Source organism: Mitsuaria sp. RG (assembly GCF_028369275.1).
Lineage (GTDB): Bacteria > Pseudomonadota > Gammaproteobacteria > Pseudomonadales > Pseudomonadaceae > Aquipseudomonas > Aquipseudomonas peradeniyensis.
Genome location: NZ_JAQMYQ010000007.1, coordinates 137,856 through 162,217 on the forward strand (window position 1 = coordinate 137,856; position 24,362 = coordinate 162,217).

Annotated in this window: 22 protein-coding genes; 16 read left to right on the forward strand and 6 right to left on the reverse strand. The window is 64.6% G+C overall.

Annotation, left to right across the window (positions count from 1 at the left end; translation table 11 throughout):
* Nucleotides 1-95 precede the first annotated feature (95 nt).
* The 7 genes from POF53_RS06565 to POF53_RS06595 all read left to right on the forward strand — a co-directional run bounded on the left by POF53_RS06565 (nucleotide 96) and on the right by POF53_RS06595 (nucleotide 7,204).
* Nucleotides 96-1,232 (forward strand): branched-chain amino acid ABC transporter substrate-binding protein, encoded by a 1,137-nt coding sequence (locus POF53_RS06565; RefSeq protein ID WP_110734931.1) that lies wholly within the window; start codon nucleotides 96-98, stop codon nucleotides 1,230-1,232.
* 156 nt (nucleotides 1,233-1,388) lie between these two features.
* Complete coding sequence (locus POF53_RS06570; protein ID WP_102683954.1) at nucleotides 1,389-2,303, forward strand: ABC transporter permease subunit; 915 nt, start codon at nucleotides 1,389-1,391, stop codon at nucleotides 2,301-2,303.
* A gap of 2 nt (nucleotides 2,304-2,305) precedes the next feature.
* Nucleotides 2,306-3,607, forward strand: coding sequence for a high-affinity branched-chain amino acid ABC transporter permease LivM (gene livM / locus POF53_RS06575; protein WP_203650209.1), 1,302 nt, complete (start codon nucleotides 2,306-2,308; stop codon nucleotides 3,605-3,607).
* Nucleotides 3,604-4,479: an ATP-binding cassette domain-containing protein gene (locus POF53_RS06580; protein ID WP_050707124.1), complete on the forward strand. Its 876-nt coding sequence runs from the start codon at nucleotides 3,604-3,606 to the stop codon at nucleotides 4,477-4,479. Before livM ends, POF53_RS06580 begins: the two co-directional genes overlap by 4 nt.
* Before the next feature lie 8 nt (nucleotides 4,480-4,487).
* On the forward strand, nucleotides 4,488-5,192 hold the full coding sequence (locus tag POF53_RS06585) for an ABC transporter ATP-binding protein (RefSeq protein WP_498966920.1): 705 nt from the start codon (nucleotides 4,488-4,490) through the stop codon (nucleotides 5,190-5,192).
* A 714-nt stretch (nucleotides 5,193-5,906) separates the two neighbouring features.
* Nucleotides 5,907-6,674, forward strand: coding sequence for an SDR family oxidoreductase (locus POF53_RS06590; RefSeq protein WP_203650211.1), 768 nt, complete (start codon nucleotides 5,907-5,909; stop codon nucleotides 6,672-6,674).
* A 50-nt stretch (nucleotides 6,675-6,724) separates the two neighbouring features.
* On the forward strand, nucleotides 6,725-7,204 hold the full coding sequence (locus tag POF53_RS06595; protein WP_186734492.1) for an NYN domain-containing protein: 480 nt from the start codon (nucleotides 6,725-6,727) through the stop codon (nucleotides 7,202-7,204).
* Between the two features lie 131 nt (nucleotides 7,205-7,335).
* On the opposite strand, the gene POF53_RS06600 is transcribed toward POF53_RS06595, so the two are convergent.
* Nucleotides 7,336-7,794, reverse strand: coding sequence for an Lrp/AsnC family transcriptional regulator (locus POF53_RS06600; RefSeq protein ID WP_110737865.1), 459 nt, complete (start codon nucleotides 7,792-7,794; stop codon nucleotides 7,336-7,338).
* A 153-nt stretch (nucleotides 7,795-7,947) separates the two neighbouring features.
* On the opposite strand from POF53_RS06600, the gene yedA reads away from it, so the two are divergent.
* Both yedA and rhlE1 read left to right on the forward strand, forming a co-directional pair.
* A complete protein-coding gene (yedA, locus tag POF53_RS06605; RefSeq protein ID WP_232856630.1) occupies nucleotides 7,948-8,868 on the forward strand; it encodes a drug/metabolite exporter YedA in 921 nt (306 codons plus the stop codon).
* Nucleotides 8,869-9,018: 150 nt separating this feature from the next.
* Nucleotides 9,019-10,350 (forward strand): RNA helicase RhlE1, encoded by a 1,332-nt coding sequence (rhlE1, locus tag POF53_RS06610; protein WP_498966905.1) that lies wholly within the window; start codon nucleotides 9,019-9,021, stop codon nucleotides 10,348-10,350.
* Nucleotides 10,351-10,483: 133 nt separating this feature from the next.
* Here the strand turns inward: rhlE1 and POF53_RS06615 are convergent, their stop codons facing one another.
* From POF53_RS06615 to pmrG, 3 genes are all read right to left on the reverse strand, one after another.
* Nucleotides 10,484-11,728 (reverse strand): TIGR03862 family flavoprotein, encoded by a 1,245-nt coding sequence (locus POF53_RS06615; RefSeq protein ID WP_498966907.1) that lies wholly within the window; start codon nucleotides 11,726-11,728, stop codon nucleotides 10,484-10,486.
* 149 nt (nucleotides 11,729-11,877) lie between these two features.
* A complete protein-coding gene (locus POF53_RS06620; RefSeq protein ID WP_232856628.1) occupies nucleotides 11,878-12,792 on the reverse strand; it encodes a histone deacetylase family protein in 915 nt (304 codons plus the stop codon).
* A 162-nt stretch (nucleotides 12,793-12,954) separates the two neighbouring features.
* On the reverse strand, nucleotides 12,955-13,641 hold the full coding sequence (gene pmrG / locus POF53_RS06625; RefSeq protein WP_234563007.1) for a lipopolysaccharide core heptose(II)-phosphate phosphatase PmrG: 687 nt from the start codon (nucleotides 13,639-13,641) through the stop codon (nucleotides 12,955-12,957).
* A gap of 166 nt (nucleotides 13,642-13,807) precedes the next feature.
* Between pmrG and POF53_RS06630 the strand changes: the two genes are divergently transcribed.
* The 4 genes from POF53_RS06630 to POF53_RS06645 all read left to right on the forward strand — a co-directional run bounded on the left by POF53_RS06630 (nucleotide 13,808) and on the right by POF53_RS06645 (nucleotide 17,168).
* Nucleotides 13,808-14,377 (forward strand): GNAT family N-acetyltransferase, encoded by a 570-nt coding sequence (locus tag POF53_RS06630; RefSeq protein WP_234563008.1) that lies wholly within the window; start codon nucleotides 13,808-13,810, stop codon nucleotides 14,375-14,377.
* A 91-nt stretch (nucleotides 14,378-14,468) separates the two neighbouring features.
* On the forward strand, nucleotides 14,469-15,338 hold the full coding sequence (gene tesB, locus POF53_RS06635) for an acyl-CoA thioesterase II (RefSeq protein WP_050707021.1): 870 nt from the start codon (nucleotides 14,469-14,471) through the stop codon (nucleotides 15,336-15,338).
* On the forward strand, nucleotides 15,335-15,925 hold the full coding sequence (locus tag POF53_RS06640; RefSeq protein WP_232856625.1) for an HAD family hydrolase: 591 nt from the start codon (nucleotides 15,335-15,337) through the stop codon (nucleotides 15,923-15,925). The genes tesB and POF53_RS06640 overlap by 4 nt, the downstream gene beginning before the upstream one ends.
* Before the next feature lie 232 nt (nucleotides 15,926-16,157).
* On the forward strand, nucleotides 16,158-17,168 hold the full coding sequence (locus tag POF53_RS06645) for a zinc-dependent alcohol dehydrogenase family protein (RefSeq protein WP_203650232.1): 1,011 nt from the start codon (nucleotides 16,158-16,160) through the stop codon (nucleotides 17,166-17,168).
* Nucleotides 17,169-17,193: 25 nt separating this feature from the next.
* On the opposite strand, the gene POF53_RS06650 is transcribed toward POF53_RS06645, so the two are convergent.
* Together POF53_RS06650 and POF53_RS06655 are read right to left on the reverse strand one after the other, a co-directional pair.
* Complete coding sequence (locus tag POF53_RS06650; protein WP_498966910.1) at nucleotides 17,194-18,087, reverse strand: GNAT family N-acetyltransferase; 894 nt, start codon at nucleotides 18,085-18,087, stop codon at nucleotides 17,194-17,196.
* 137 nt (nucleotides 18,088-18,224) lie between these two features.
* Entirely contained in the window at nucleotides 18,225-19,331 is a 1,107-nt protein-coding gene (locus POF53_RS06655) for a peptidase C39 family protein (protein ID WP_498966912.1), read from the reverse strand.
* Nucleotides 19,332-19,540: 209 nt separating this feature from the next.
* Here POF53_RS06655 and POF53_RS06660 point away from each other — a divergent pair, with 209 nt between their 5' ends.
* The 3 genes from POF53_RS06660 (at nucleotide 19,541) to gabP (ending at nucleotide 23,825) form a co-directional block, all read left to right on the forward strand.
* Nucleotides 19,541-21,010 (forward strand): RimK family ATP-grasp domain-containing protein, encoded by a 1,470-nt coding sequence (locus POF53_RS06660; protein ID WP_498966914.1) that lies wholly within the window; start codon nucleotides 19,541-19,543, stop codon nucleotides 21,008-21,010.
* Between the two features lie 12 nt (nucleotides 21,011-21,022).
* Complete coding sequence (locus POF53_RS06665; protein WP_475859775.1) at nucleotides 21,023-22,078, forward strand: magnesium transporter CorA family protein; 1,056 nt, start codon at nucleotides 21,023-21,025, stop codon at nucleotides 22,076-22,078.
* A gap of 352 nt (nucleotides 22,079-22,430) precedes the next feature.
* Nucleotides 22,431-23,825: a GABA permease gene (gene gabP / locus POF53_RS06670; RefSeq protein WP_234563014.1), complete on the forward strand. Its 1,395-nt coding sequence runs from the start codon at nucleotides 22,431-22,433 to the stop codon at nucleotides 23,823-23,825.
* Nucleotides 23,826-24,362: the final 537 nt, after the last annotated feature.

Here is a 24,362-nt window from a genome sequence, read left to right on the forward strand (position 1 = left end):
CCGGAAGACAAAACCACTGGCACGGCCCTTGCTCGGAGCACAGGGCTGAGAAGTTGTAGTGCCAACCAAAAAAAATATTCTAGGAGCACCACCTCATGTCGCAGACGTTTTACAAGAAAGGTTTCCTGGCACTGGCCGTAGCCACGGCACTGGGTGTTTCTTCGTATGTTCAGGCCGACATCAAGATCGGCGTCGCGGGTCCCATGACCGGGGCCAACGCAGCGTTTGGCGAGCAGTACATGAAAGGTGCGCAGGCAGCGGCCGATGTGATCAACAAGGCCGGTGGCGTGAACGGCGAGAAGATCGTCCTGGTCAAGGGCGATGACGCCTGCGAGCCGAAGCAGGCCGTGGCCGTGGCCAACCGCCTGGTCGACCAGGACAAGGTGGCGGGCGTGGTCGGTCACTTCTGCTCCTCCAACACCATCCCCGCTTCCGAGGTCTACGACGAGGCCGGCGTGATCGCCATCACCCCAGGCTCGACCAACCCGCAGGTCACTGAACGCGGCCTGTCCGCGATGTTCCGCATGTGCGGCCGTGACGACCAGCAGGGCATCGTCGCCGGCAACTACATCGTCGATGTGCTCAAGGGCAAGAAGGTCGTCGTGCTGCACGACAAGGACACCTACGGCCAGGGCCTGGCCGACGCGACCAAGGCGCAGTTGATCAAGCGCGGCGTCACGCCGGTGCTGTACGAAGGCCTGACCCGTGGCGAGAAGGACTTCAGCGCCGTGGTCACCAAGATCCGCGCCGCCGGTGCCGATGTCGTCTACTTCGGCGGCCTGCACCCCGAGGCCGGCCCGCTGGTACGCCAGTTGCGCGAGCAGGGCCTGAAGGATGTGGCGTTCATGTCCGACGACGGCATCGTCACCGACGAACTGGTGGCCACCGCCGGCGGCGCCCAGTACACCAACGGTGTGTACATGACCTTCGGCGCCGACCCGCGCCTGCTGCCCGACAGCAAGACCGTGGTCGAGGAGTTCCGCAAGAACGGCACCGAGCCAGAGGGCTACACCCTGTACGCCTACGCTTCGGTTCAGGCCCTGGCCGCCGCCTTCAACGGCGCCAAGTCGAACAAGGGCGAGGACGCCGCCAAGTGGCTGAAGGCCAACCCGGTCAAGACCGTCATGGGCGAGAAGAAGTGGGACAGCAAGGGCGACCTGACCGTCTCCGACTACGTGGTCTACCAGTGGGATGCCAACGGCAAGTACCACCAGCTGGAAAAACAAAAATAAAAATGGCCAACGGCCCGCGTGCGTTTCGCACCGGGCCGTAGCCCCGCGGTACCTGTCATTGTCAGTAGATCTGCACAGTTCTGCGCTGCGAGGGCCGTTGCATCCGGATCCTGCGTGGTCGGCGCTCGTGCAATCTCAATCAGGTGAGATTGCGTTATGGATGGTATTTTCCTGCAGCAACTGGTCAACGGCCTGACCCTCGGGTCGGTCTACGGCCTGATCGCCATCGGCTACACAATGGTCTATGGCATCATCGGCATGATCAACTTCGCGCACGGCGAGGTGTACATGATCTCCGCGTACCTCGCGGCGATCAGCCTGGCATTGCTGGCCTACTTCGGTATCGAGTCGTTTCCGCTGCTGATGCTGGGCACCCTGTTGTTCACCATCGTCGTCACCGGCGTCTATGGCTTCACCATCGAACGCATCGCCTACAAACCCCTGCGCAACTCCACCCGCCTGGCCCCGCTGATCAGCGCCATCGGCATCTCGCTGATCCTGCAGAACTACGCGCAGATCAGCCAGGGCGCCCGCCAGCAAGGCGTGCCGACCCTGCTCGAAGGCGCCATGCGCGTCGAGGTGGGTACAGGCTTCGTGCAACTGACCTACACCAAGATCTTCATCCTGGTGGCCGCCTTCGTCGGCATGGCGCTGCTCACCTATGTCATCAAGTACACCAAGCTCGGGCGCATGTGCCGGGCCACGCAGCAGGATCGCAAGATGGCCTCGATCCTGGGCATCAACACCGACCGGGTGATCTCCTACGTGTTCGTCATCGGTGCGGTGATGGCCGCGCTGGCCGGTGTGCTGATCACCATGAACTACGGCACCTTCGACTTCTACGCCGGCTTCATCATCGGCATCAAGGCGTTCACCGCCGCGGTGCTCGGCGGCATCGGCTCGCTGCCGGGGGCGATGCTCGGTGGCATCATCCTGGGGATCTCCGAATCGTTGTTCTCCGGCCTGATCAACTCCGACTACAAGGACGTGTTCAGCTTCTCGCTGCTGGTGATGATCCTCATCTTCCGTCCCCAAGGCCTGCTGGGTCGCCCGCTCGTGGCTAAGGTGTGAACATGTCCGCTGCCAATTCTGCCTCTGTTGCCCAATCCAAGGGTTTCGACCTCAAACGCAGCCTGCTGGAGACGATCGTCGCCGGCCTGCTGGCGCTCATCGTCTTCGGTCCGGTCGTCGGCGTGGTGCTCGACGGCTACAGCTTCAACGCCGAGCCGGCCCGCGTGGCCTGGCTGGTCGGCGGTGTGATGATCGGGCGTTTCATCCTCAGTGTGTTCCTGCAGACACCGACCGGCCAGCGCATGCTCCAGGGCTTCGACAGCGGTGGTTCGGGCGTGCATGTACTGGCGCCGGACTACAAGTCGCGGCTGCGCTACATCATCCCGGCGCTGATCGTCATCGCCATCGTGTTCCCGGTGTTCGCCAACAAGTACCTGCTGACCGTGGTCATCCTCGGCCTGATCTACGTGCTGCTGGGCCTTGGCCTGAACATCGTGGTGGGCCTGGCGGGCCTGCTCGACCTGGGTTACGTGGCGTTCTACGCCATCGGCGCCTACGGCCTGGCCCTCGGCTACCAGTACCTGGGCCTGGGCTTCTGGAGCGTGCTGCCACTGGCGGCGATCGCTGCGGCGCTGGCCGGGTGCATCCTTGGCTTCCCGGTGTTGCGGATGCACGGCGACTACCTGGCCATCGTCACCCTGGGCTTCGGCGAGATCATTCGGCTGGTGCTGAACAACTGGCTGTCGTTCACCGGCGGCCCGAACGGCATGCCGGCGCCGTCGCCGACCTTCCTGGGGCTGGAGTTCGGCCGTCGGGCGAAGGACGGCGGAGTGCCGATCCATGAGTTCTTCGGCTTCGATTACAACCCTAACCTTAAGTTCGTGTTCATCTATGCCGTGCTGTTCCTGGTGGTACTGGCGGTGCTGTACATCAAGCACCGGTTGACCCGCATGCCGGTCGGGCGCGCCTGGGAGGCCCTGCGCGAGGACGAGATCGCCTGCCGCTCCATGGGCCTGAACCATGTACTGGTCAAGCTCTCGGCGTTCACCCTGGGCGCTTCCACCGCCGGCCTGGCCGGGGTGTTCTTCGCCACCTACCAGGGCTTCGTCAACCCGTCGTCGTTCACCTTCTTCGAGTCGGCGCTGATCCTGGCCATCGTCGTGCTTGGCGGCATGGGCTCGACCGTGGGCGTGGTGATCGCGGCGTTCGTGCTGACCGTGGCCCCGGAGCTGCTGCGCAGCTTCTCCGAGTACCGGGTGCTGCTGTTCGGCGTGTTGATGGTGCTGATGATGATCTGGCGACCGCGGGGGCTGATCCGCATCAGCCGCACCGGTGTGGTCCCGCGTAAAGGAGTGGCGCCATGAGCGACGAAATCATTCTGTCGGTCGACAACCTGATGATGCAGTTCGGCGGGATCAAGGCGCTCAGCGATGTCAGCCTGAAGGTCAAGCGTAACCAGATCTTCGCCCTGATCGGTCCCAACGGCGCCGGCAAGACCACTGTGTTCAACTGCCTCACCGGCTTCTACAAGGCCAGCGGCGGGCGTATCGAGCTGAACGTGCGAGGCAGCCACACCAACGTCATCCAGCTGCTCGGCGAGCGCTTCCAGGCGGCGGACTTCGTCTCGCCGGCGCGCTTCGCCAACCGCCTGTACTACAAGATGTTCGGCGGGACCCACCTGGTCAACCGCGCAGGTCTTGCGCGCACCTTCCAGAACATTCGCCTGTTCAAGGAAATGTCGGTGGTGGAGAACCTGCTGGTGGCCCAGCACATGTGGGTCAACCGCAACCTGCTGGCCGGCGTGCTCAACACCCCGGGTTACCGCAAGGCCGAGAGCGACGCGCTGGACCATGCGTTCTATTGGCTGGAGGTGGTCGACCTGGTCGATTGCGCCAACCGCCTGGCTGGCGAGCTGTCGTACGGCCAGCAGCGCCGTCTGGAAATCGCCCGGGCCATGTGCACGCGGCCGAAGATCATCTGCCTGGACGAGCCGGCCGCCGGCCTCAACCCGCAGGAGACCGAGGCCCTCAGCCGCATGATCCGCGTGCTGCGTGACGAGCACGACATCACCGTGGTGCTGATCGAGCACGACATGGGCATGGTCATGAGCATCTCCGATCATATTGTCGTGCTCGACCACGGCAACGTGATCGCCGAGGGCACGCCGCAGGACATCCGCCACAACCCGACGGTGATCGCCGCCTACCTGGGCGCAGACGAAGAGGAGCTGATATGAGCGCGCCCATTCTCGAGTTGAAGGACCTGGATGTGTTCTACGGGCCGATCCAGGCCCTGAAGAAAGTCTCGATGCACATCAACGAAGGCGAGACGGTGAGCCTGATCGGCGCCAACGGCGCGGGCAAGTCGACGTTGCTGATGTCGATCTTCGGCCAGCCGCGGGCGGCCTCCGGGCAGATCGTCTATCGCGGCACCGACATCACCCGCAAGTCGTCGCACTACATTGCCTCCAACGGCATCGCCCAGTCTCCGGAAGGGCGCCGGGTGTTCCCCGACATGACCGTCGAGGAGAACCTGATGATGGGCACCATTCCGATTGGCGACAAACATGCCGGTGAGGACATGCAGCGCATGTTCGAGCTGTTCCCGAGGCTCAAGGAGCGGCGCAACCAGCGCGCCATGACCATGTCCGGCGGCGAGCAGCAGATGCTCGCCATCGCCCGCGCGCTGATGAGCCGACCCAAGCTGTTGCTGCTCGACGAGCCCTCGCTGGGGCTGGCGCCGATCGTGGTCAAGCAGATCTTCTCCACCTTGCGCGAGTTGGCGCAGACCGGCATGACCATCTTCCTCGTGGAGCAGAACGCCAACCACGCGCTGAAGCTGTCTGATCGAGCCTATGTGATGGTCAACGGGCAGATTCGCATGACCGGGACGGGCCAGGAACTGTTGGTCAACGAGGAGGTGCGTAACGCCTATCTGGGCGGGCACTGAGGATTTAGCACGCTCTTTGTAGGAGCGGCCTTGTGCCGCGAAAGGGCCGCGAAGCGGCCCCAAGATCTCAGCATCATGTGAAATCGCCGGGGCCGCTTCGCGGCCCTTTCGCGGCACAAGGCCGCTCCTACAGGGGATCGCAGCGCTTGGCGATGCTTTCACCGCATGTGGACAACTTGTCGCATATCTTTCTTGAAACACTCCACAACCCCACTGCAAACCCTTGTTTCCACAAGTGGAAAACTTTCCACGGATTGTGTGGAACCGCCTGTGGAAAACATGGTGGCACCTCGCTCCAGCCCAGATAAACCAGCGCCTCCAAGTATTTGATCGTTTTTTGATCAAGTGCTGCTTGTGCATGATTTTGCATGGGTTTTGCGCAGCAGATCGGTTTGCCCAGAGTACGTTATTTTCTGTGGATAACTCTGTGAAAAAACCTTGGACAGACCGCCACAGGCAGCATGGTTGAAAGCGTTGCGCCATCATGCAGCGATGTCCACAACCTACAGAGGTTCCCTTGACCCGACGAGTTGCCCCCAATCCGTGGGGAAAGCCTTGTGGATAAGATGCGCATAGCCCGGCGCAGCCCTTCTATCACGGGCATCAGCGGGGTTAGTACGTTTTTTGACCAGTGGCGATGACGGTTGTGGTCGGGCCCTGCGCCGGGCATGCTGCGAGGCCAGTCGACGACAATCCCACGCTGAGGAGAAGAGCATGACATCCACCGTATTCATCACTGGCGCGACGTCCGGTTTTGGCGAGGCCACCGCCCGCCGTTTCGCCGACGCCGGCTGGAAGCTGGTGCTCACTGGTCGGCGCAAGGAGCGCCTGGATGCGTTGTGCCAGGAACTGTCGGCCAAGACCGAGGTGCACAGCCTGGTGGTCGACGTGCGTGACCGCAAGGCGATGGAGGCAGCCATCGCCAGCCTGCCGCCGACCTTCGACAAGCTCCAGGGCCTGGTCAACAACGCCGGCCTGGCGTTGGGTGTCGACGCCGCGCAGAACTGCAGCCTGGACGACTGGGAAACCATGGTCGACACCAACATCAAGGGGCTGATGTACACCACTCGCTTGCTGTTGCCTCGGTTGATTGCCCATGGCCGCGGCGCGTCGATCCTCAACGTCGGTTCGGTGGCGGGCAACTACCCGTACCCGGGCGCGAACGTGTATGGCGGCACCAAGGCCTTCGTCGGCCAGTTCTCGCTGAGCCTGCGCTGCGACCTGCGAGGGACCGGCGTGCGGGTGAGCAATATCGAGCCGGGGCTGTGCGAGAGCGAATTCTCGCTGGTGCGTTTCGGTGGGGACCAGGCGAAGTATGATGCGACCTACGCCGGTGCCGATCCGATCCAGCCCCAGGATATCGCCGAGACCATCTTCTGGATCCTCAACCAGCCGGCGCATATCAACATCAACAGCCTGGAGCTGATGCCGGTGAGCCAGGACTGGGCTGGCTTCTCGATCGACCGATCGGCCAAGGGTTGAATCATGGTGCGGGGTTGCCAGGCAGCCCCGCAGACACGAGGTGTCCACGCTTGAAGAAAATCGCCCTGTTCGCCGATGTGCAGAACCTCTACTACACGGTTCGCCAAGGCCATGGCTGCCATTTCAACTACGCCGCGCTGTGGGCCGAGGTCAGCCGCGAAGGGCAGATCGTCGAGGCGGTGGCCTATGCCATCGACCGTGGCGACAGCAAGCAGCAGCAATTCCAGCAGATCCTGCGCAACCTCGGGTTCGAGGTGCGCCTCAAACCCTTCATCCAGCGCGCCGATGGTTCCGCCAAGGGCGATTGGGACGTGGGCATTACCCTCGATGTCATCGAGGCGGCGGCGCGGGTCGACCAGGTGGTGCTGGCCTCGGGCGACGGTGATTTCGACCTGTTGCTGGAGCGTGCTATGCAACGCCATGGCGTCGAAACGGTGGTCTACGGTGTACCCGGGTTGACAGCCCTGGCACTGATCCGCGCGGCCAGCCGTTATGTGCCCATCGAAGGCAAGTTACTGTTGCGCCACTGACCTGTACACAGGTTCCGGGCTGGAGTGGTGCGTGGGAGCCGTGCGTGGGAGCGGGCTTGCCGCGCGATCGCAATGCCGGCTCTATCGCGGGCCAAGTCGCAACGGCGAACCGCCGCTTCCGCGCTGCTGTTTCAGCTCTTTTTGCCGTTGCCCTCCAGGTGCCCCAGCGGCACCCGTCGCGCCACTGCGCTCGACAGGATGATCGAGGTCTTGGTGAAGCCCAGCTGCGATACGCGGTTGATCAGCGCCTCCAACTCGCCCATCGACGTGACGGCCGCCTGCATGATCACGCACGGGTCGCCGGTCACCCGGTGGCATTCGGTGAGTTCGGGGATTTTCTCCAGGGCCTCGTAGGCCTGCTGGTTGCCATGGCTGGCCAGGCGCAGTTCCATCACGCACTGGATCGGCAGGCCGATCTTCTCCAGATCGACCTTGGCCGTGTAGCCGCTGATTACCCCGCTGGCTTCCAGCTTGGCCACCCGTTCGGCCACCGCCGGGGCCGACAGATTGACCTGGCGCGCCAGCTGCGCGTAGGTGGCCCGGCCATTTTCCAGCAGGGCGGCGAGGAGCATGCGGTCATACTTGTCCATGGTGATTCCTGTTGGCTTTGCAATCGACGGCAAGGTGGCCGAACAACCATCCATTACAAAGTGTTTTGGTGTTTTAAACGTGTTTTATAACTTAAGTTTGCGCCTGGGCCTTTCTAAACTAATCCACCCGTAAACGGATTTCGAGCCCTTGCCATGTCCTCCTCCCGTCGCTTCCCGTTGTTGCTTGTTGGCGCCTTTCTTGCCCTGTACCTGGTCTGGGGCTCGACCTACCTGTTTATCCGCATCGGCGTGGAGTCCTGGCCGCCGATGCTGATGGCCGGGGTGCGTTTCGTGATTGCCGGCAGCCTGCTCTATGGCTTCCTGCGCTGGCGTGGTGTGCCGGCGCCGACCTGGCCCCAGTGGCGCGCGGCCGGGGCGATCGGTTTCCTGTTGCTTAGTTGCGGCAACGGCGGGGTGACCCTGGCCGAGCATGCCGGGGTCGCCTCGGGCGTGGCGGCGTTGGCGGTGGCCACGGTGCCGCTGTTCACCTTGGTGTTCGGCCTGTTCTTCGGCCATCGCAACTCGCGCCTGGAGTGGGCGGGGATCGCTCTCGGGCTGGTCGGCATCGGCATGCTCAACATGGGCTCGAACCTGCAGGCCAGCCCCATGGGCGCGGCGCTGATCCTGTTCGCCGCGGCAGCCTGGGCCTTCGGTTCGGTGTGGAGCAAGAGCCTGCCGCTGCCCCAGGGCGCGATGGCCAGTGCCGCAGAAATGCTGGTGGGCGGCGCCGCGTTGCTGATCGGCAGTGCCGTCAGCGGCGAGCGCCTGACCCAGATGCCCACCGCCGCCGGTTGGGGCGCGTTGGCCTACCTGGTGTTCTTCGGCTCGATCCTGGCATTCAGTTCCTACATGTACCTGCTCAAGCACGTGCGCCCGGCGGCGGCCACCAGCTATGCCTACGTCAACCCGGCGGTGGCGGTGTTGCTGGGGATCGTCTTCGCCGGCGAGCAGATCGGCGCCGAGGAGTGCGTGGCCATGGCGGTGATCATCGGCGCGGTGGTGCTGATCGGCCTGCCGCAGTGGCGCAAGGCGCCGGAGTCGCCAGTGCCGCTCAAAGAAGGGGTGTGCAAATAAGGTAGCGGACTTCTGACCCTGTGGGAGCAACTGTCTTGCTCAATTTCTAGAATCTGGCGCGATCCGTGTGGGAGCGGGCCCTTTGTTCTTTGGGCCACCGTGGTGCTGGGGTAAACTTGCCGCCTTCGCTGAACCCCTGACGGTATTGCCATGAATTTCGCCCAACTCGGCCTGATCGAACCGCTGCTGCGCACCCTGCAGACGCTGGACTACACCACGCCCACCCCGGTCCAGGCCAAGGCCATCCCCGCCGTGCTCGCCGGCCGCGACCTGATGGCCGCCGCCCAGACCGGCACCGGCAAGACCGCCGGCTTCGCCCTGCCGGTACTGCAACGCCTGGCGCTGGAAGGGGAGAAGGTCGCCAGCAACTCGGTGCGCGCGCTGGTGCTGGTGCCGACCCGCGAACTGGCCGAGCAGGTCCACGCCAATGTGCGTGAGTATGCCGAGAACCTGCCGCTGTCCACCTACGCGGTGTACGGCGGCGTCAGCATCAACCCGCAGATGATGCGTCTGCGCCGTGGCGTCGACCTGCTGGTGGCCACCCCGGGCCGTCTGCTCGACCTGTTCCGCCAGAACGCCATCAAGTTCGGCCAGGTGCAGACCCTGGTGCTCGACGAAGCCGACCGCATGCTCGACCTGGGCTTTGCCGAAGAGCTGCAGGCGGTGTATGCGGCGTTGCCGCGCAAGCGCCAGACGCTGCTGTTCTCCGCGACCTTCTCCGACCAGATCCGTATGCTCGCGGGCCTGGCGCTGAACGACCCGCTGAGCATCGAAGTCAGCCCGCGAAATGCCGCTGCCAACACGGTCAAGCAATGGCTGGTACCGGTGGACAAGAAGCGCAAGGCCGACCTGTTCTGCCACCTGCTGCGCAAGCAGCGCTGGAAGCAGGTGCTGGTGTTCGCCAAGACCCGCAATGGCGTGGACCAACTGGTCGAGCGTCTGCTGGCCGAGGGCGTGAACGCCGACGGTATCCACGGCGACCGCCCGCAGGCCACCCGCCAGCGCGCCCTGGACACCTTCAAGGCGCGTGAAGTCCAGGTGCTGGTGGCCACCGATGTGGCTGCCCGCGGCCTGGATATCGACGACCTGCCGCTGGTGGTCAACCTCGACCTGCCGATCGTCGCCGAGGACTATGTGCACCGTATCGGTCGGACCGGCCGCGCGGGCAACAAGGGTGAGGCGATCTCGCTGGTGTGCGCCGACGAGGTGCAACTGCTGGCGTCGATCGAGACGCTGATCCGCCAGGTGCTGCCGCGCCATGAGGAGCCGGACTTCATCCCCGAGCACCGGGTGCCGGTGACCGATGCCAGTGGCCAGGTGCTGAAAAAGCCGAAGAAGCCCAAGAAACCGAAAGAGAACAGTGCCAAGCGTGGTCTGGGGCGCTGGATGGACAGCGAGGAGGCGGGGGCTTCGGCGCCGGCGGTCAAGGCGGTGCGCAAGGTGCCGAGCTTTGGTGGCAAACCGGGCAAGCGTAAGCCTTGAGATTTTGGGGGCCGCTTTGCCGCCCTTTCCGGCCGGTCCGACGCCTCGGCAAGGCCGCTCCTACAGAGGACCGCGCATCACCCTGTAGGAGCGGCCTTGTGCCGCGAAAGGGCTGCGTAGCAGCCCCGGCAATCTACCTGACCTGACGCATTAACCAATCCGCCGCAGCATTTCCTGCCCGCAAACCACTGGCAAAACACGCCGTCAGCAGGTACCCCCCAGTCGGCGCCTCCCAATCCAGCATCTCCCCCGCGCAGAACACCCCGGGCAGGTTGCGCGCCATCAGCCCCTCATCCAATCCTTCGAACCTTACGCCACCAGCACTGCTGATCGCCTCGTCCAGCGGCCGGGTCCGCACCAGCGTGATCGGCAATGCCTTGATCGCCGCCGCCAGGCGCTCGGGGTCGGCAAAGGTCGCCTGGTCGGTCAACTCGCGCAACAAGGCCGCCTTCACCCCGTCGATCCCGAGCTGGCCGTGCAGGTGCTTGGCCATCGAGCGCGATCCCCTGGGCTTGGCCAGGGCCTGGGCAATCTTGTCCACAGGCCGGTCCGGCAGCAGGTCGAGCAGCAGCGTCGCCCGTCCGTCGCAGTCGATCGCCTCCCGCAGCGCCGCCGACCAGGCATACACCAGGCTGCCCTCCACCCCTTGGGCGGTGAGGATGAATTCGCCCTTGCGCGACGCGGCGCCGGGCATGGCAAGGGCGATGTTCTTCAGCGGGGCGCCGGCGAACTTGTCCTTGAGCAGATCACTCCAGCCCTCGACCTCGAAACCGCAGTTGCTCGCCCGCAGCGCAGAGATATCCACACCGCGTTCGGCCAGCAGCGGCACCCAGGCACCGTCCGAGCCCAGGCGTGCCCAGCTGCCGCCACCCAGGGCCAGCACCACGGCGTCGGCCCGTACCTGCAGCTCGCCTTGTGGATAACTGATCCGCAGGGCACCTTCGGCTGTCCAGCCCAACCAGCGGTGCCGGGTGTGGATAACCACGCCGGACTCGCGCAGGCGCTTGAGCCAGGCGCGCAGCAGCGGCGCGGCCTTCATGTCGCGAGGGAACACGCGGCCCGAGGTACCGACGAAGGTTTCGATGCCCAGGCCGTGAATCCACTGGCGCAGGGCCTCGCCATCGAAGTCGCGCAGCAGCGTGTCGATCTCGCCCTGGCGTGCGCCGTAACGGCCGACGAAGGCGGGGTAGGGCTCGGAATGGGTGATGTTCATGCCGCCGACGCCGGCCAGCAGAAACTTGCGGCCCACCGAGGGCATGGCGTCGAACACTTCTACCGCCATCCCGCGCCGGGCCAGGGTCTCGGCGGCCATCAGGCCGGCGGGGCCGCCGCCGATCACGGCGACTAGGGGGCGGGAGGCGGGGCGGGGATCGTTCATGGCGGGCGACAGGCTGTGGAAAAGACCGCGCATTCTACCTCAGCGGGGCCTGTCACGACACTGCTCAAAAAACGATCAATTCTTTGCAGCTCAGGCAGTTAAAGGGCTGGAGCGGCTTTCCCGCAGGTTATCCACAAGCGGTTCCACAGTCATTGTGAACAACCGAGCACCCGCGCTGCGCTGTGGTGGAGGATGCCGTGGCGCCGGGCCAGGGCTTCGCGGTCCTTGCTGTAGCCGCCGCCGATCACGCCCATCACCGGGATGTCGCGGCCCAGGCACTGGCGCAACACATGCTCGTCGCGGGCGGCCAGGCCTGCGTCGGTCAGTTGCAGGTAACCCAGGGCGTCGTCCTTGTGCACATCGACGCCGGCGTCGTACAGCACCAGGTCGGGCTGGTACAGCGGCAGCAGGTAGTTCAGCGCATCTTCGACCACCTTGAGGTAGGCGCTGTCGTGCATGCCGCGGGGCAGGGGGATGTCCCAGTCGCTCTGGGCCTTGCGCGCCGGGAAGTTCTGCTCGCAGTGCAGCGACACGGTGATCGCCTCCGGCGTGTCCTGGAGCATGCGCGCGGTGCCATCACCCTGGTGCACGTCGCAGTCGAAGATCAGCACCCGGTGCACACGGCCGGCCTCCAGCAGGTAACGGCTGATCACCGCCAGGTCGTTGAAGATGCAGAAGCCGGCCGGGTGGTCGTAGTGGGCGTGATGGGTGCCGCCGGCCAGGTGGCAGGCGATGCCATGTTGCAGCGCCTGCTCGGCGGTCAACAGCGAGCCACCCACGGCGCGCACGGTGCGCCGGGCCAGGGCCTCGCTCCAGGGCAGGCCGAGGCGGCGCTGGTCCTCGCGGGACAGTTCGCCGTTCATATAGCGCTCGATGTAGTCGCGGTCATGGGCCAGGGCGAGGATGTCGTTGGGACAGATCTCCGGGCGCAGCAGGGCGGCGTCGGTGGTCAGGCCACTGTCCACCAGGTGATCGCGCAACAAGCGGAACTTGTCCATCGGGAAGCGATGGTCCGGCGGGAACTCGGGGCTGTAGTCGTCGTGGTAGATCAGCGGCAGGGGCATGGTGTCGGTGCGGTGGGGGCGAGCACCGATCTTGCCAGCTTTGCTGGCTTCTGTGGGAGCGGGTTCACCCGCGATCACCCGCATAGCGGGTGCCAGAGACCGCGCTGGCTGCTTCGCGGGTAAACCCGCTCCCACAGGGGATGGCGAATTGCTGGTAGCCGATCACTTGTCGGCCGACGCCAGCACCCTTTGCCAGTCCGGCTCGTTCATCCGCCCAAGAATCCGCGCCTTGCCGTTGCCATCCACCGACACGAACAGCGCGCTGGCATAACCGCTCTCGCGTTCACCGCCCGGCACATGCTGCTGGCGCGCGAAGTGATCGATGCAACCGTTGTGGGTCACCAGCACCAGGTTGTGCCCGGGCCGCTTGCGGGCCATGGCCTCGGCCGGGAACGGGCGGTCGCAGCGCTCCAGCCAGTCTTCGCTGGTCACGGCCTGGCCGAGGATGAAGTGCGCGGTCTGGCGGGTGCGCAGCTTCGGGCTGCTGAGCAGGTCGGCGCCGGCCAGCCCCAGTTGCTGCAAGCCCTGGCCTACCCGTTGCGCCGCCTGGCTGCCGGACAGGGTGATGCCGGTTGGATCGTCCAGGCACGGCCCCGGGGCACTGTCGCAGCGTTCGGCATGGCGAATCATCACGATCACCGCGCCTTCCTTCCAGTCCTGCAGCAGGCCGCTGTCGCTCAACTGTTGCTCATTGCCAAGGTTCACGATGTGCGTCCTCGTCGCTAGCCAGGTGCTGGCCCCGGCCAGTGTCAGGAGCAGGCCGATGACGGCGCCGACCACGGTGCGCGAGCGGCGGCGTTTGCGGGGGGCCAGCAGGGCCGGGTTGTGCAGGGTGTTGCTGGGGTGCATGCGTCACTCCGATGGCAGTGCGGCGTCGACGAAGGCCGCGATAGTGGCGGCATTGTGCGAAGCGGCCTGTCGGGGGGCGGTGAAGCCGATGTGAAAAAAGCATCGGCTGGCTGATGCGCGCGGCCTACGCTGTACACTGCCAGACCGTGATTTCGGAGCCGTGCCGATGACCCCCATTCTCGAACTGGAAAGCCCGCGCCTGGTGTTGCGCCAATGGCAGGACGACGACCTGCGCGAGTTCGCCGCCCTGTGCGCCGACCCGCAGGTTATGCGCTATTTCCCCGCGCCGATGACCCGGGTCGAGGCGGCGGCGCTGATCGGCCGGATCCGTGGTCATTTCAACGAGTACGGCTTCGGCCTCTGGGCCCTGGAGCGCAAGGACAGCGGCGCCTTCATCGGCATGACCGGCCTGCTCAACGTCAACTTCGCCGCCCCGTTCGGCCCGGCGGTGGAGATCGGCTGGCGCCTGGCCCGCCGCCACTGGGGGCTGGGCTTCGCCAGCGAGGCGGCCTGGGCCTGCCTGCGTTGTGCCTTCGCCCAGTTGCACCTGGACGAGGTGGTGTCGTTCACCACCGAGGCCAACCTGCCATCGCAGAAGGTGATGCAGGCCATCGGCATGGTCCAGGACCTGGCGGGCAGCTTCGAGCACCCGCGGCTGCCCGTCGGCGATCCGCTACGCCCCCATGTGCTGTACCGCATCGACCGCGACCGCTGGCAACAGAACCTGCGCGGCTGAATAGGTCGCCATTCGTACGACGGGACGAACGGCAAAACCCTGTATCATTCGCCGGTATAACCGCGCCGTATTGCCTTGCCAGGAGAACCCCATGAGCCACGTACTCGACGATCTGGTCGACTTGCTGAGCCTCGAGTCGATCGAGGAGAACCTGTTCCGCGGACGCAGCCAGGACCTGGGCTTCCGCCAGCTGTACGGTGGCCAGGTGCTCGGCCAGTCGCTGTCGGCGGCCAGCCAGACGGTCGAGGACGCCCGCCACGTGCATTCGCTGCACGGTTACTTCCTGCGCCCGGGCGATGCCAGCATGCCGGTGGTCTATTCGGTGGACCGCGTGCGCGACGGCGGCAGCTTCAGCACCCGGCGGGTCACGGCGATCCAGAAGGGCCAGCCGATCTTCACCTGCAGCGCATCGTTCCAGTACGACGAGGACGGTTTCGAGCACCAGGCGCAGATGCCGGACGTGGTCGGCCCGGAAAACCTGCCCAGTGAAGTCGAGCTGGCCAGTGCCATGGCCGACAAGCTGCCCGAGCGTATCCGCGAGAAGGTGCTGTGCGCCAAGCCCATCGAGATCCGCCCGATCACCGAGCGTGATCCGTTCGACCCCAAGCCGGGCGAACCAATCAAGTACGCCTGGTTCCGCGCCGACGGCAACCTCCCGGACATCCCGGCGCTGCACAAGTACCTGCTGGCCTACGCCTCGGACTTCGGCCTGCTGACCACTTCCTTGCTGCCCCATGGCAAGTCGGTGTGGCGCAAGGACATGCAGATCGCCAGTCTCGACCATTCGCTGTGGTTCCACCGTGACCTGCGCGCCGATGAGTGGCTGCTATACGCCACCGACAGCCCCTGGGCCGGCAACGCCCGCGGTTTCTGCCGTGGCAGCATCTTCAACCGCGCCGGGCAACTGGTGGCCTCGTCCACCCAGGAAGGCCTGATCCGCCATCGCAAGGACTGGGCATGAGCCTCGGGGATATTCGCCACTGGGTGTTCGACATGGATGGCACCCTGACGGTCGCCGTGCATGACTTCGCGGCCATCCGCGAGGCGCTCGACATCCCGTCCGACCACGACATCCTCACCCACCTGGCCGCCTTGCCGGCGGCGGAAGCGGCGGCCAAGCATGCCTGGCTGCTGGAGCACGAGCGCGACCTGGCAATCGCCTCCAAGGCCGCTGACGGCGCAGTGGAGCTGGTGCGTGAACTGGCCGGGCGTGATTGCCGGCTGGCCATCCTCACCCGCAATGCCCGCGAACTGGCCCATGTCACCCTCGAGGCCATCGGCCTGGCCGACTGCTTCCCGGTCGAGCACATCCTCGGGCGCGACGAGGCGGCGCCCAAGCCCAGCCCTGACGGGCTGCTGCAGATCGCCCGCGCCTGGGACGTGAGCCCCGGTGAGATGGTGATGGTCGGCGACTACCGCTTCGACCTCGACTGCGGCCGGGCCGCGGGCACCCGCACCGTGCTGGTCAACCTGCCGGACAACCCATGGCCGCAGCTGGCCGACTGGCATGCGGCCGATTGCCGGGCGCTGAGGGCGTTGCTCGGCTGATGCCTCTCATGCCCTGCACAATCCCTCTGTAGGAGCGGCCTTGCGCCGCGAAAGGGCTGCAAAGCAGCCCCAGGATCATCAGAGCCAAAATGGCTGGGGCCGCTGCGCAGCCCTTTCGCGGCACAAGGCCGCTCCTACAGGGGAATGGTGTCACCTTGGCGATGGCATGCCCCGCGATCGTCCAGACCTGTCTAAGCTGCACTGCATCTTTTCCCTTGATGGAGACCCACCCATGAGCACCAAGGCCCTCTACGTCCTGCCCGGCGGCGGCTACGACAAGGTCCAGGTCGGCACCTGCGAAACCGCCGCGCCCAAGGCCGGCGAGATCACCGTGCGCCTGCACGCCAGCTCCCTCAACTATCACGATTTCGCCGTGGTCAGCGGCATGTGGGGTCCGAGCGAGCGGCGCATCCCCATGGCCGATGGTGCCGGCGAAGTGATTGCGGTGGGCGCCGGGGTCAGCGAGTTCCAGGTTGGTGATGCGGTGGTCAGCACCTTTTTCCCCGACTGGCTCGATGGCCAGGCTCAGGTCGAGGGCTTTGCCAGCGTGCCGGGTGACGGCATCGACGGCTATGCCCGTGAACAGGTGACTGCCCGGGCCAGCTCCTTCACCCTCGCGCCCAAGGGCTACAGCCATGCCGAGTCGGCGACCCTTACCACCGCCGGCGTCACTGCCTGGCGCGCCCTGATGAGCGATGACCACCTCAAGCCCGGCGACAGCGTATTGGTGCAGGGCACCGGTGGCGTTTCGATCTTCGCCCTGCAATTCGCCAAGCTGGCCGGCGCCACGGTGATCGCCACCTCGTCCAGCGATGCCAAGCTGGAGCGTCTCAAGGCGCTCGGCGCGGATCACCTGATCAACTACAAGACCACGCCCGCCTGGGGCGAAAAGGTTCGTGCGCTGACCGGCGGACGCGGCGTGGACCATGTGATCGAGGTTGGTGGCCCGGCCACGCTGGAGCAGTCGATGATCGCCGCGCGTATCGGCGGGCATGTGTCGCTGATCGGCATCCTCACTGGCGTGGCCGGACAGCTGCCGCTGGTGCAGGCGCTGGTACGGCAGATCCGTCTGCAGGGCGTGCTGGTGGGCAGTCGCGCCCAGCAGCAGGCGATGGTCCGCGCCATCGACGCCAATGGCCTGCGGCCGGTGGTGGACAAGCACTTCGAGCTGGAGCAGATGGTCGAGGCCTTCAAGTACCAGGAGAGCAACAAGCATTTTGGCAAGATCTGCCTGACCTGGTGACATGGGAGCAGGCTTGCCCCGCGATTCAGGTATGCGAGAGCAATGGAAACATCAGCACCTGCCCATCGACACGGGTAGGTGCCGCTCCCCAGACGAACAACGCATCATCGTTATCCACAACCCGTGTCGCGAAGCCTTCGCAGTTCAGCGGCGCGAACCCCAGCACCACCTCCCGCGTGGTTGCCGTGACCAGTTCAGCCAGCACATCGGCCAGCGCCAGTTCGCGTTCGCAGAACACGTCCACCAGCACCATCCGCTCGCCATCCTGTTCCATCACCACATACGCGTCATGCTGTGGGGAATGGAACAAGGCCTCCCGGTATGGCCCATCGCAATAGAACATCGTCAGCGGCACATTCGGCACCAGGCTCAATCGCGCCTGTGGACAACTCTTTTCCACCGCATCGATGAAACGTTGACGTTGTTCGCCATCATCCAGGTTCACCGGGTGGAAGGTTGTGGCCCGTGGTTGCGTCGACCAGGGCTGGTAGTACTCGTGTTCGACCACTCGGCGAAAACCGAACCTGGGATAGAGATCGAGTACGGTGCTGTTGGCGAACAGGTACAGCAGGTCGCAGTTACCTGCCCAGCGCTCCACCAGCACCTCCATCAAGTATCGGCTATAGCCACGGCCCTGTGCCTGCGGCGCGGTCATTACCGTACCGATCTGGACGCAGCGCAGGTGCTGGCCATCCAGGGTGAAATCGAGCAGGTTGGCCGAGGCGTTAGCCAGCATCTTCCCGTCGCGAACCAGTGAGCACGGCTGGTTGTCGGCTTGCCAGAAGCCGGCCTGGTACCAGGCTTCGAAGTCGAAGCCATAGGTCTGGCGGGTGAGGGCGTTGAGTTCGGCGCGCAGGTGCGAGTCGTCGCGGTAGTGCTCGACCTGCGCGAGTGCGGGGTCGTCGAGGAGGAGTGCCATGGCGTCCATACCGGTCCGTGAAGTGAGGGTGAACGTTAACCGCAGCGTGGATGAAAAGTTGTAAGGGTTTGTGCTAACGCGGTGAGGGCAGACGTAGAAGATGGCCGCCCGCACCGCAGTCAGCCGGCGGTCTCTGTTTACGCCGCAGTTTCACTCCCTGCATACACCACCACCGCCGCCCGCAACTTGCGCCCGCCGAACAGGCTCATGCGCTGGAACTCCTGGTGGCTGACCGGCAGGTGCTGGCAGTCCAGGGCCTGCCGGTGGCGAGCGTGGTCGGTGTCGGGGTCGTGCAGGTAGACGAAGTCGTCGTCGCAGGCGGTGACCAGCACCCAGTGCGGCGCCTTGCTGCCGGTCAGCCGGTAGTTGCTGATCAGCACCAGCGCCAGGCCGCCTTCGGCCAGCACCCGGGGCAGATTCGGCGCCTGCCGCGCGATGACCACGTCGCTTTCCTGCAGCTCGGCGCAGAAGTCCTCATGGACCAGGCGCATGACCTCCTTCTTGCCGGGCTGGCGCACGCCATCGAGAAACAGCGGCCCCTCGGTATTGAGCAGCAGCCTTACGCGAAAGCCCCGACGCCGGGCGGCCAGCGCCAGCCCATGAGGGCTGCAGCCGCCGTGACCGGAGGTCATGAACACAGTGGTCGCCTCGCGCCACAGGCGCAGTTCCTCGCGACGGCTTGGCGTTCGTTGCGGTTGCAGCGCGGCCATGGCCATCAGCAGGCAGGCCGGGCCGCAGGTGAAGTCGGTGGTCTGGGCGTAGTAGGGGACCGGTCGCGTCTCGCCCGTCGGGTGCTGGAGGATGCGCTTCTCGTAGCGCAGGGCGCTGGTGTGGTCCTCGTAGTAGTCGTCGACCTGGGCGAAGCGCCGGTAGCCGTGGCGTTCGTACAGGGCAATGGCCTTGGGATTGTCGGTGCGTACCTCAAGCCGCAGGTAGGCGCGCTCGTGCTCCAGGGCGCAGCGTTCGGCCTGTTCCAGCAGGCGGGCGCCAAGGCCATGGCCACGGGCCTGCTCGGCAATGGCGATGGAATACAGGCGGGCCAGCGAGGTGCCGCGGTGGAACAGCAGCAATGCATAGCCCATCAGCTGGCCGTCGCGTTGCGCCACCAGCAGGCTGGCATTGGCGTGGGACAGCATCCAGCGAAAGCTGCGCGGGGTCAGCCGGTCGAGGGCGAAGCACTGGTTCTCCAGTGCCAGCAGGGCCGGCAGGTCGTCAACAGTTGCCAGGCGAAATTCGATGTGCATAGGGCCGCCGTAAAAGTTGCGTAATGAAACGGGACATTCGAAAAACTTCGTGCTTAATAGAAACCGTGTCTACCCAACACAGGGCTTCAAACATGTCTTCGTTTCAGGAACCCTTACCTGGCTGGCCCGGGGAAAGTTCACACTCAAGTACAACTGGTGTTATTTATCCACTGACCCTGGATAACAAGTCAAGTCAGCTGGTGATCATCGTGGAGCGGCGTGAAGACTGGGCTTCTTACCTGCCCAGCGAGGATGTCGTGACGGCCCAGGAGTACCTGGAAGAGCCACGCGAGGCCGATAACGGCAAGCGTGTCCAGGTCATAAATCTATGTCGTAATTATAAATATCTAGGTCACGGTTATTATTGTTCGTTATTGGCCGAGGCGCGCGGGCATAAAGTCATTCCCTCGGTCAGAAGTATCAGTGAGTTGACCCGCAAGTCGTTATACGGATTGGCCCTCGACGACATGGCGCGCAGCCTCGAGAGTGCCCTGGCCAATCACCCCTACGGCGAAACCGAAGGTTTCACCCTGACCCTGTATTTCGGCCGTACCGATCTGGAACCGCTGCAGGACATCGCCCGCCAGCTGTTCGAAAGTTTCCCGTGCCCGATCCTGCTGGTGGAGTTCCGCAAGACCAGCGCCTGGCATATCGCCGGGGTCAAGGCCGGCGCGCTGCACAAGTTGCGTGAAGACCAGCAGGACCCCTTCGCCAACGCCCTCGATGGCTTCAGCCGCCGGATCTGGCGCCAGCCTCGCTCGCGGCGGGTGGCGCGTTACGACCTGGCGATCCTCCACGACCCCGATGAGGCGTTGCCGCCATCCAACCCCAAGGCGCTGGAGCACTTCATTCGTGCCGGTCGCCAACTGGGGGTCGACGTCGAGCTGATCGGCAAGAAGGACTACGCCCGCCTGGCCGAATACGACGCGCTGTTGATCCGCGAGACCACCAGCGTCGACAACCACACCTATCGCTTCGCCAAGAAGGCCGAGAGCGAAGGGCTGGTGGTGATGGACGACCCGGCTTCGATCCTGCGCTGCACCAACAAGGTCTACCTGACCGACCTGCTGCGCAGCCATCGCCTGGCCATGCCGGCCAGCGAGATCCTCTACCGCGACAACCCCCAGGCGCTGGAAGGCATCGGCGAGCGGCTGGGCTTTCCGTTGGTGCTGAAGATTCCCGACGGCTGTTTCTCCCGGGGCGTGATCAAGGTCAAGGACCCCGCCGAACTCCAGGCCGCCACTGCCGAACTGTTCGAGCACTCGGTGCTGCTGCTGGCCCAGGAATACCTCTACACCGAATACGACTGGCGTATCGGCGTGCTCAACCGCAAGCCGATCTTCGCCTGCCAGTACTTCATGTCCAAGGGCCACTGGCAGATCTTCAACCACCAGGCCCAGCGCGACGAGGTCAACGGCGAGTGCCGCACCCTGGCCGTGCACGAGGCGCCGCGTGCGGTGGTGGAGCTGGCGGTGAAGGCCGCCAACCTGATCGGCGATGGCCTGTACGGCGTCGACCTCAAGCAGGTCGGTGATCGGGTGGTGGTGATCGAGGTCAACGACAACCCCAACCTCGATGCCGGCATCGAAGACGCCTACCTGCACGACGACCTCTACACCCTGGTGCTGGAGGAATTCATCCGCCGCCTGGAGCAGAAGCGCCGGGGGCAAGCCTGGTAACGAGGTGCTGGCATGATCGAAAGCTACAGCCTGGCCCATGGTCAGTTGCGCAAGCGCGAGGGGCTCGATTGCGAGGTGCTGCTGTTCGTCGAACCGGACAGTGCCGAGCGTGAACTGTTGCAGGCGTGGTTCCACCTGGATGCCCATGCCCTGGCTTCGGCACTCGACCCGGACGAGGTGTCGCGCATCGAACTGCACCGCGATGGCCTGTTCCTGATCTGGAAGCGCCCGGAGAGCTACACCGGGGGAGACAGTTTCGCCTTCCAGGTGTCTTCCTTCGGCATGCTGATGGTCGACGGCCACCTGGTGTTGATCGCCCCGGACGCGTCCCTGCTCGACGGCCTCGGACAGCGCCATGCACTGCACGATCCGATGGATGTGTTGTTGGCCATCCTGCTCGACAACCTGCACCACTACCTGGGGCACCTGAAGGTGATCAAGATGGTCGCCCGCGAACTGCAGCAACGTTTCGAGCAGTCGCTGGAGAACCACCACCTGATGCAGATGTTCAACCTCAGCGAGAGCCTGATCCACTACATCAACGCCATCCACAGCAATGGCGCGGTGCTCTCGCGCCTTCGAGCCCATGGCGAGAAACGCCATTTCAACCCCGAGGTGCTGGCGCTGATCGACGACCTGGTGATCGAGAACAACCAGTGCCACAAGCAGGCCGAGATCTACTCGACGGTGTTCGCCGGCTTGATGGATGCCCGCGGCAACCTGGCCAACAACGCGATGAACGAGACCCTGCGCAAGCTCACCCTGATCAACGTGGTGTTCCTGCCGCTGAACCTGATCGCCAGCATTGGCGGCATGTCCGAGTTCAGCATGATGACCACGGGCGTGCCATGGTGGCTGGCCTATGCCGTGCTGGTGCTGGCGATGATGCTGCTGGGCGTGCTCATGGTGCTGGCGCTCAAGCGCCTGGCCCGTTCGGGCAGACATCGCAGCACTGTAGGAGCGGGCTTGTCCCGCGACAGCGCCGGGCCGCACAACGATGTCGTCCCCCATGATCGCAATCGCGGGACAAGCCCGCTCCTACAGATGACTCAACGGGAGGCCCCATGAGCAACCTGCAGATCGGCCTGATGATCGTCACGGTGATCGTGGTGTTCGCGGTGGTGAACTTCTACTGGGACTATCTACGCGACCGCGAATGACGCAAACAGGCATGCCCAGGGGCTTGACTGACGTGCATGGGCACGCGGTGTCGTGATCGAACAGTTGTCTGACGTTTTCGAGCATTTTGCTGGCGCCGCGCCCGGCTTAAAGTGAAGCCCGCATCCCCACGGTGCGTTGCCCGGGCGCTTGAGAAGGCCGTAACAGAGCGTGCGCAACGTACTCCGCCCTTAGCCGAGGAGACCGTTTCGCCCGCGCCTGCCCGTCCCTTCCTTGTGTCAGCAAAAAGAGAACAAGACCAATGAACACCGTGGGAACTGATGGCAACCTTGCTCAAGGTTTCAAGCCACGTCACGTAACGATGCTGTCCATCGCCGGCATCATCGGCGCGGGGCTCTTCGTCGGCTCCGGGCACGCCATCGCGGCGGCCGGCCCGGCGACCATTCTCTCTTATTTCGTGGCCGGCACCCTGGTGGTGCTGGTCATGCGCATGCTCGGCGAAATGGCCGTGGCCCACCCCGACACCGGCTCGTTTTCCACCTACGCCGACCAGGCCATCGGCCGCTGGGCCGGCTACACCATCGGCTGGCTGTACTGGTGGTTCTGGGTGCTGGTGATCCCCATCGAGGCGCTGGCTGCCGGGCATGTGCTCAACGCCTGGTTCCCCCAGGTGGACAGCTGGATCTTCGCCCTGGCCTCGGTGCTGCTACTGGCCTGCACCAACCTGTTCAGCGTGGCCAAGTACGGTGAGTTCGAGTTCTGGTTCGCCATTCTCAAGGTCACCGCCATTCTCGGTTTCATCGGCCTGGGCTTCGCCGCGCTGGCGGGCTGGTTGCCGGAACGCGAGGTCAGTGGGCTGAGCACGCTGGTGGATGAGCACGGCGGCTTCGCGCCCAAGGGCTGGTCCGCGGTGGTCGGCGCCTTCATCACCGTAATGTTCAGCTTCATCGGCACCGAGGCGGTGACCATTGCCGCCTCCGAGTCCAGCGACCCGGCGCGCAATATCGCCAAGGCCACCCGTTCGGTGATCTGGCGCATCAGCACCTTCTATATATTGTCGATCTTCGTGATCATCTCGGTGGTGCCGTGGAATGACCCGCAGCTGGCGGTGGTGGGTTCCTACCAGCGCGCGCTGGAAATCATGAACATCCCCAACGCGGCGCTGATGGTCGACTTCGTGGTGCTGATCGCGGTAACCAGCTGCATGAACTCTTCTATCTATATTGCCTCGCGGATGATGTACTCGCTGGCCAAGCGGGGTGATGCGCCGGCCTTGCTGAAGAACACCTCCAAGGTGGGTGTCCCTCGCGCCGCGGTGTTCGGCAGCACCCTGATCGGCGCGGCCATCGCCATCCTCAACTACTTCGCGCCCAAGGGCGTGTTCGAGTTCCTGCTCGCCAGCTCCGGCGCCATCGCGCTGCTGGTGTACCTGGTGATCGCCATTTCGCAACTGCGCATGCGTGGGCGGCTGGAGCGCGAGAACGCCAACCTCAAGTTCCGCATGTGGCTGTTCCCCTGGCTGACCTGGGCGGTGATCCTGTTCATCAGTGGCGCCCTGGCCGTGATGATGTTCACCGAGGAGCACCGCGCCGAGGTAACCGCCACCCTGAGCCTGGCGATCGTGATCTCGTTCCTGGGTATCGTCACCACGCGCGGCCATTCCCGCAGCGCAGTGGGGGTGCGTTCGGCAGGATAACCAGTGGTGCCCACGCCGAAACCGCGTCGGGCCAACAAGGCGTACAGCGATAACCTTATTACAGGACAGACTGGCCCAAAACAGATGTGGGAGGTGCCTGTCTTGGGATTGGGTTGTGTGTGCGAGGTGTTCGCCGTGGGATTGCTGTGTGTCTCAGAAGTGTTCGCCGAAGATTCTCTGGCGCCTATGAGATCGAGCGCCGCCCGCGCGGCGCATCGCGGGGCGAGCCCGCTCCCACATTTGTTTCGGGCCAATCGCTCCTGGGCCATTACCTGGTCCGCCTTGTTGGCCCGACGCGGTTTCAGCGTGGTCACCACTGTCGCTGCGCACGACTCGAGGCATGCACCAAGGCAGGCGCCGATACTTTCACAGGCATAATTGGCCCGAAACAGATGTAGCGGCCTTGTGCCGCGATGCGCCGCGCGGGCGGCGCTCGGTCTCATAGGCGCTGCAAGGCTTTCGGCGAGCACCTTGCAGCCCTGACGCGGTCTTTTCCCCCGATATTCCACTTTATTGAAATTAACGGTTGACGCCCTG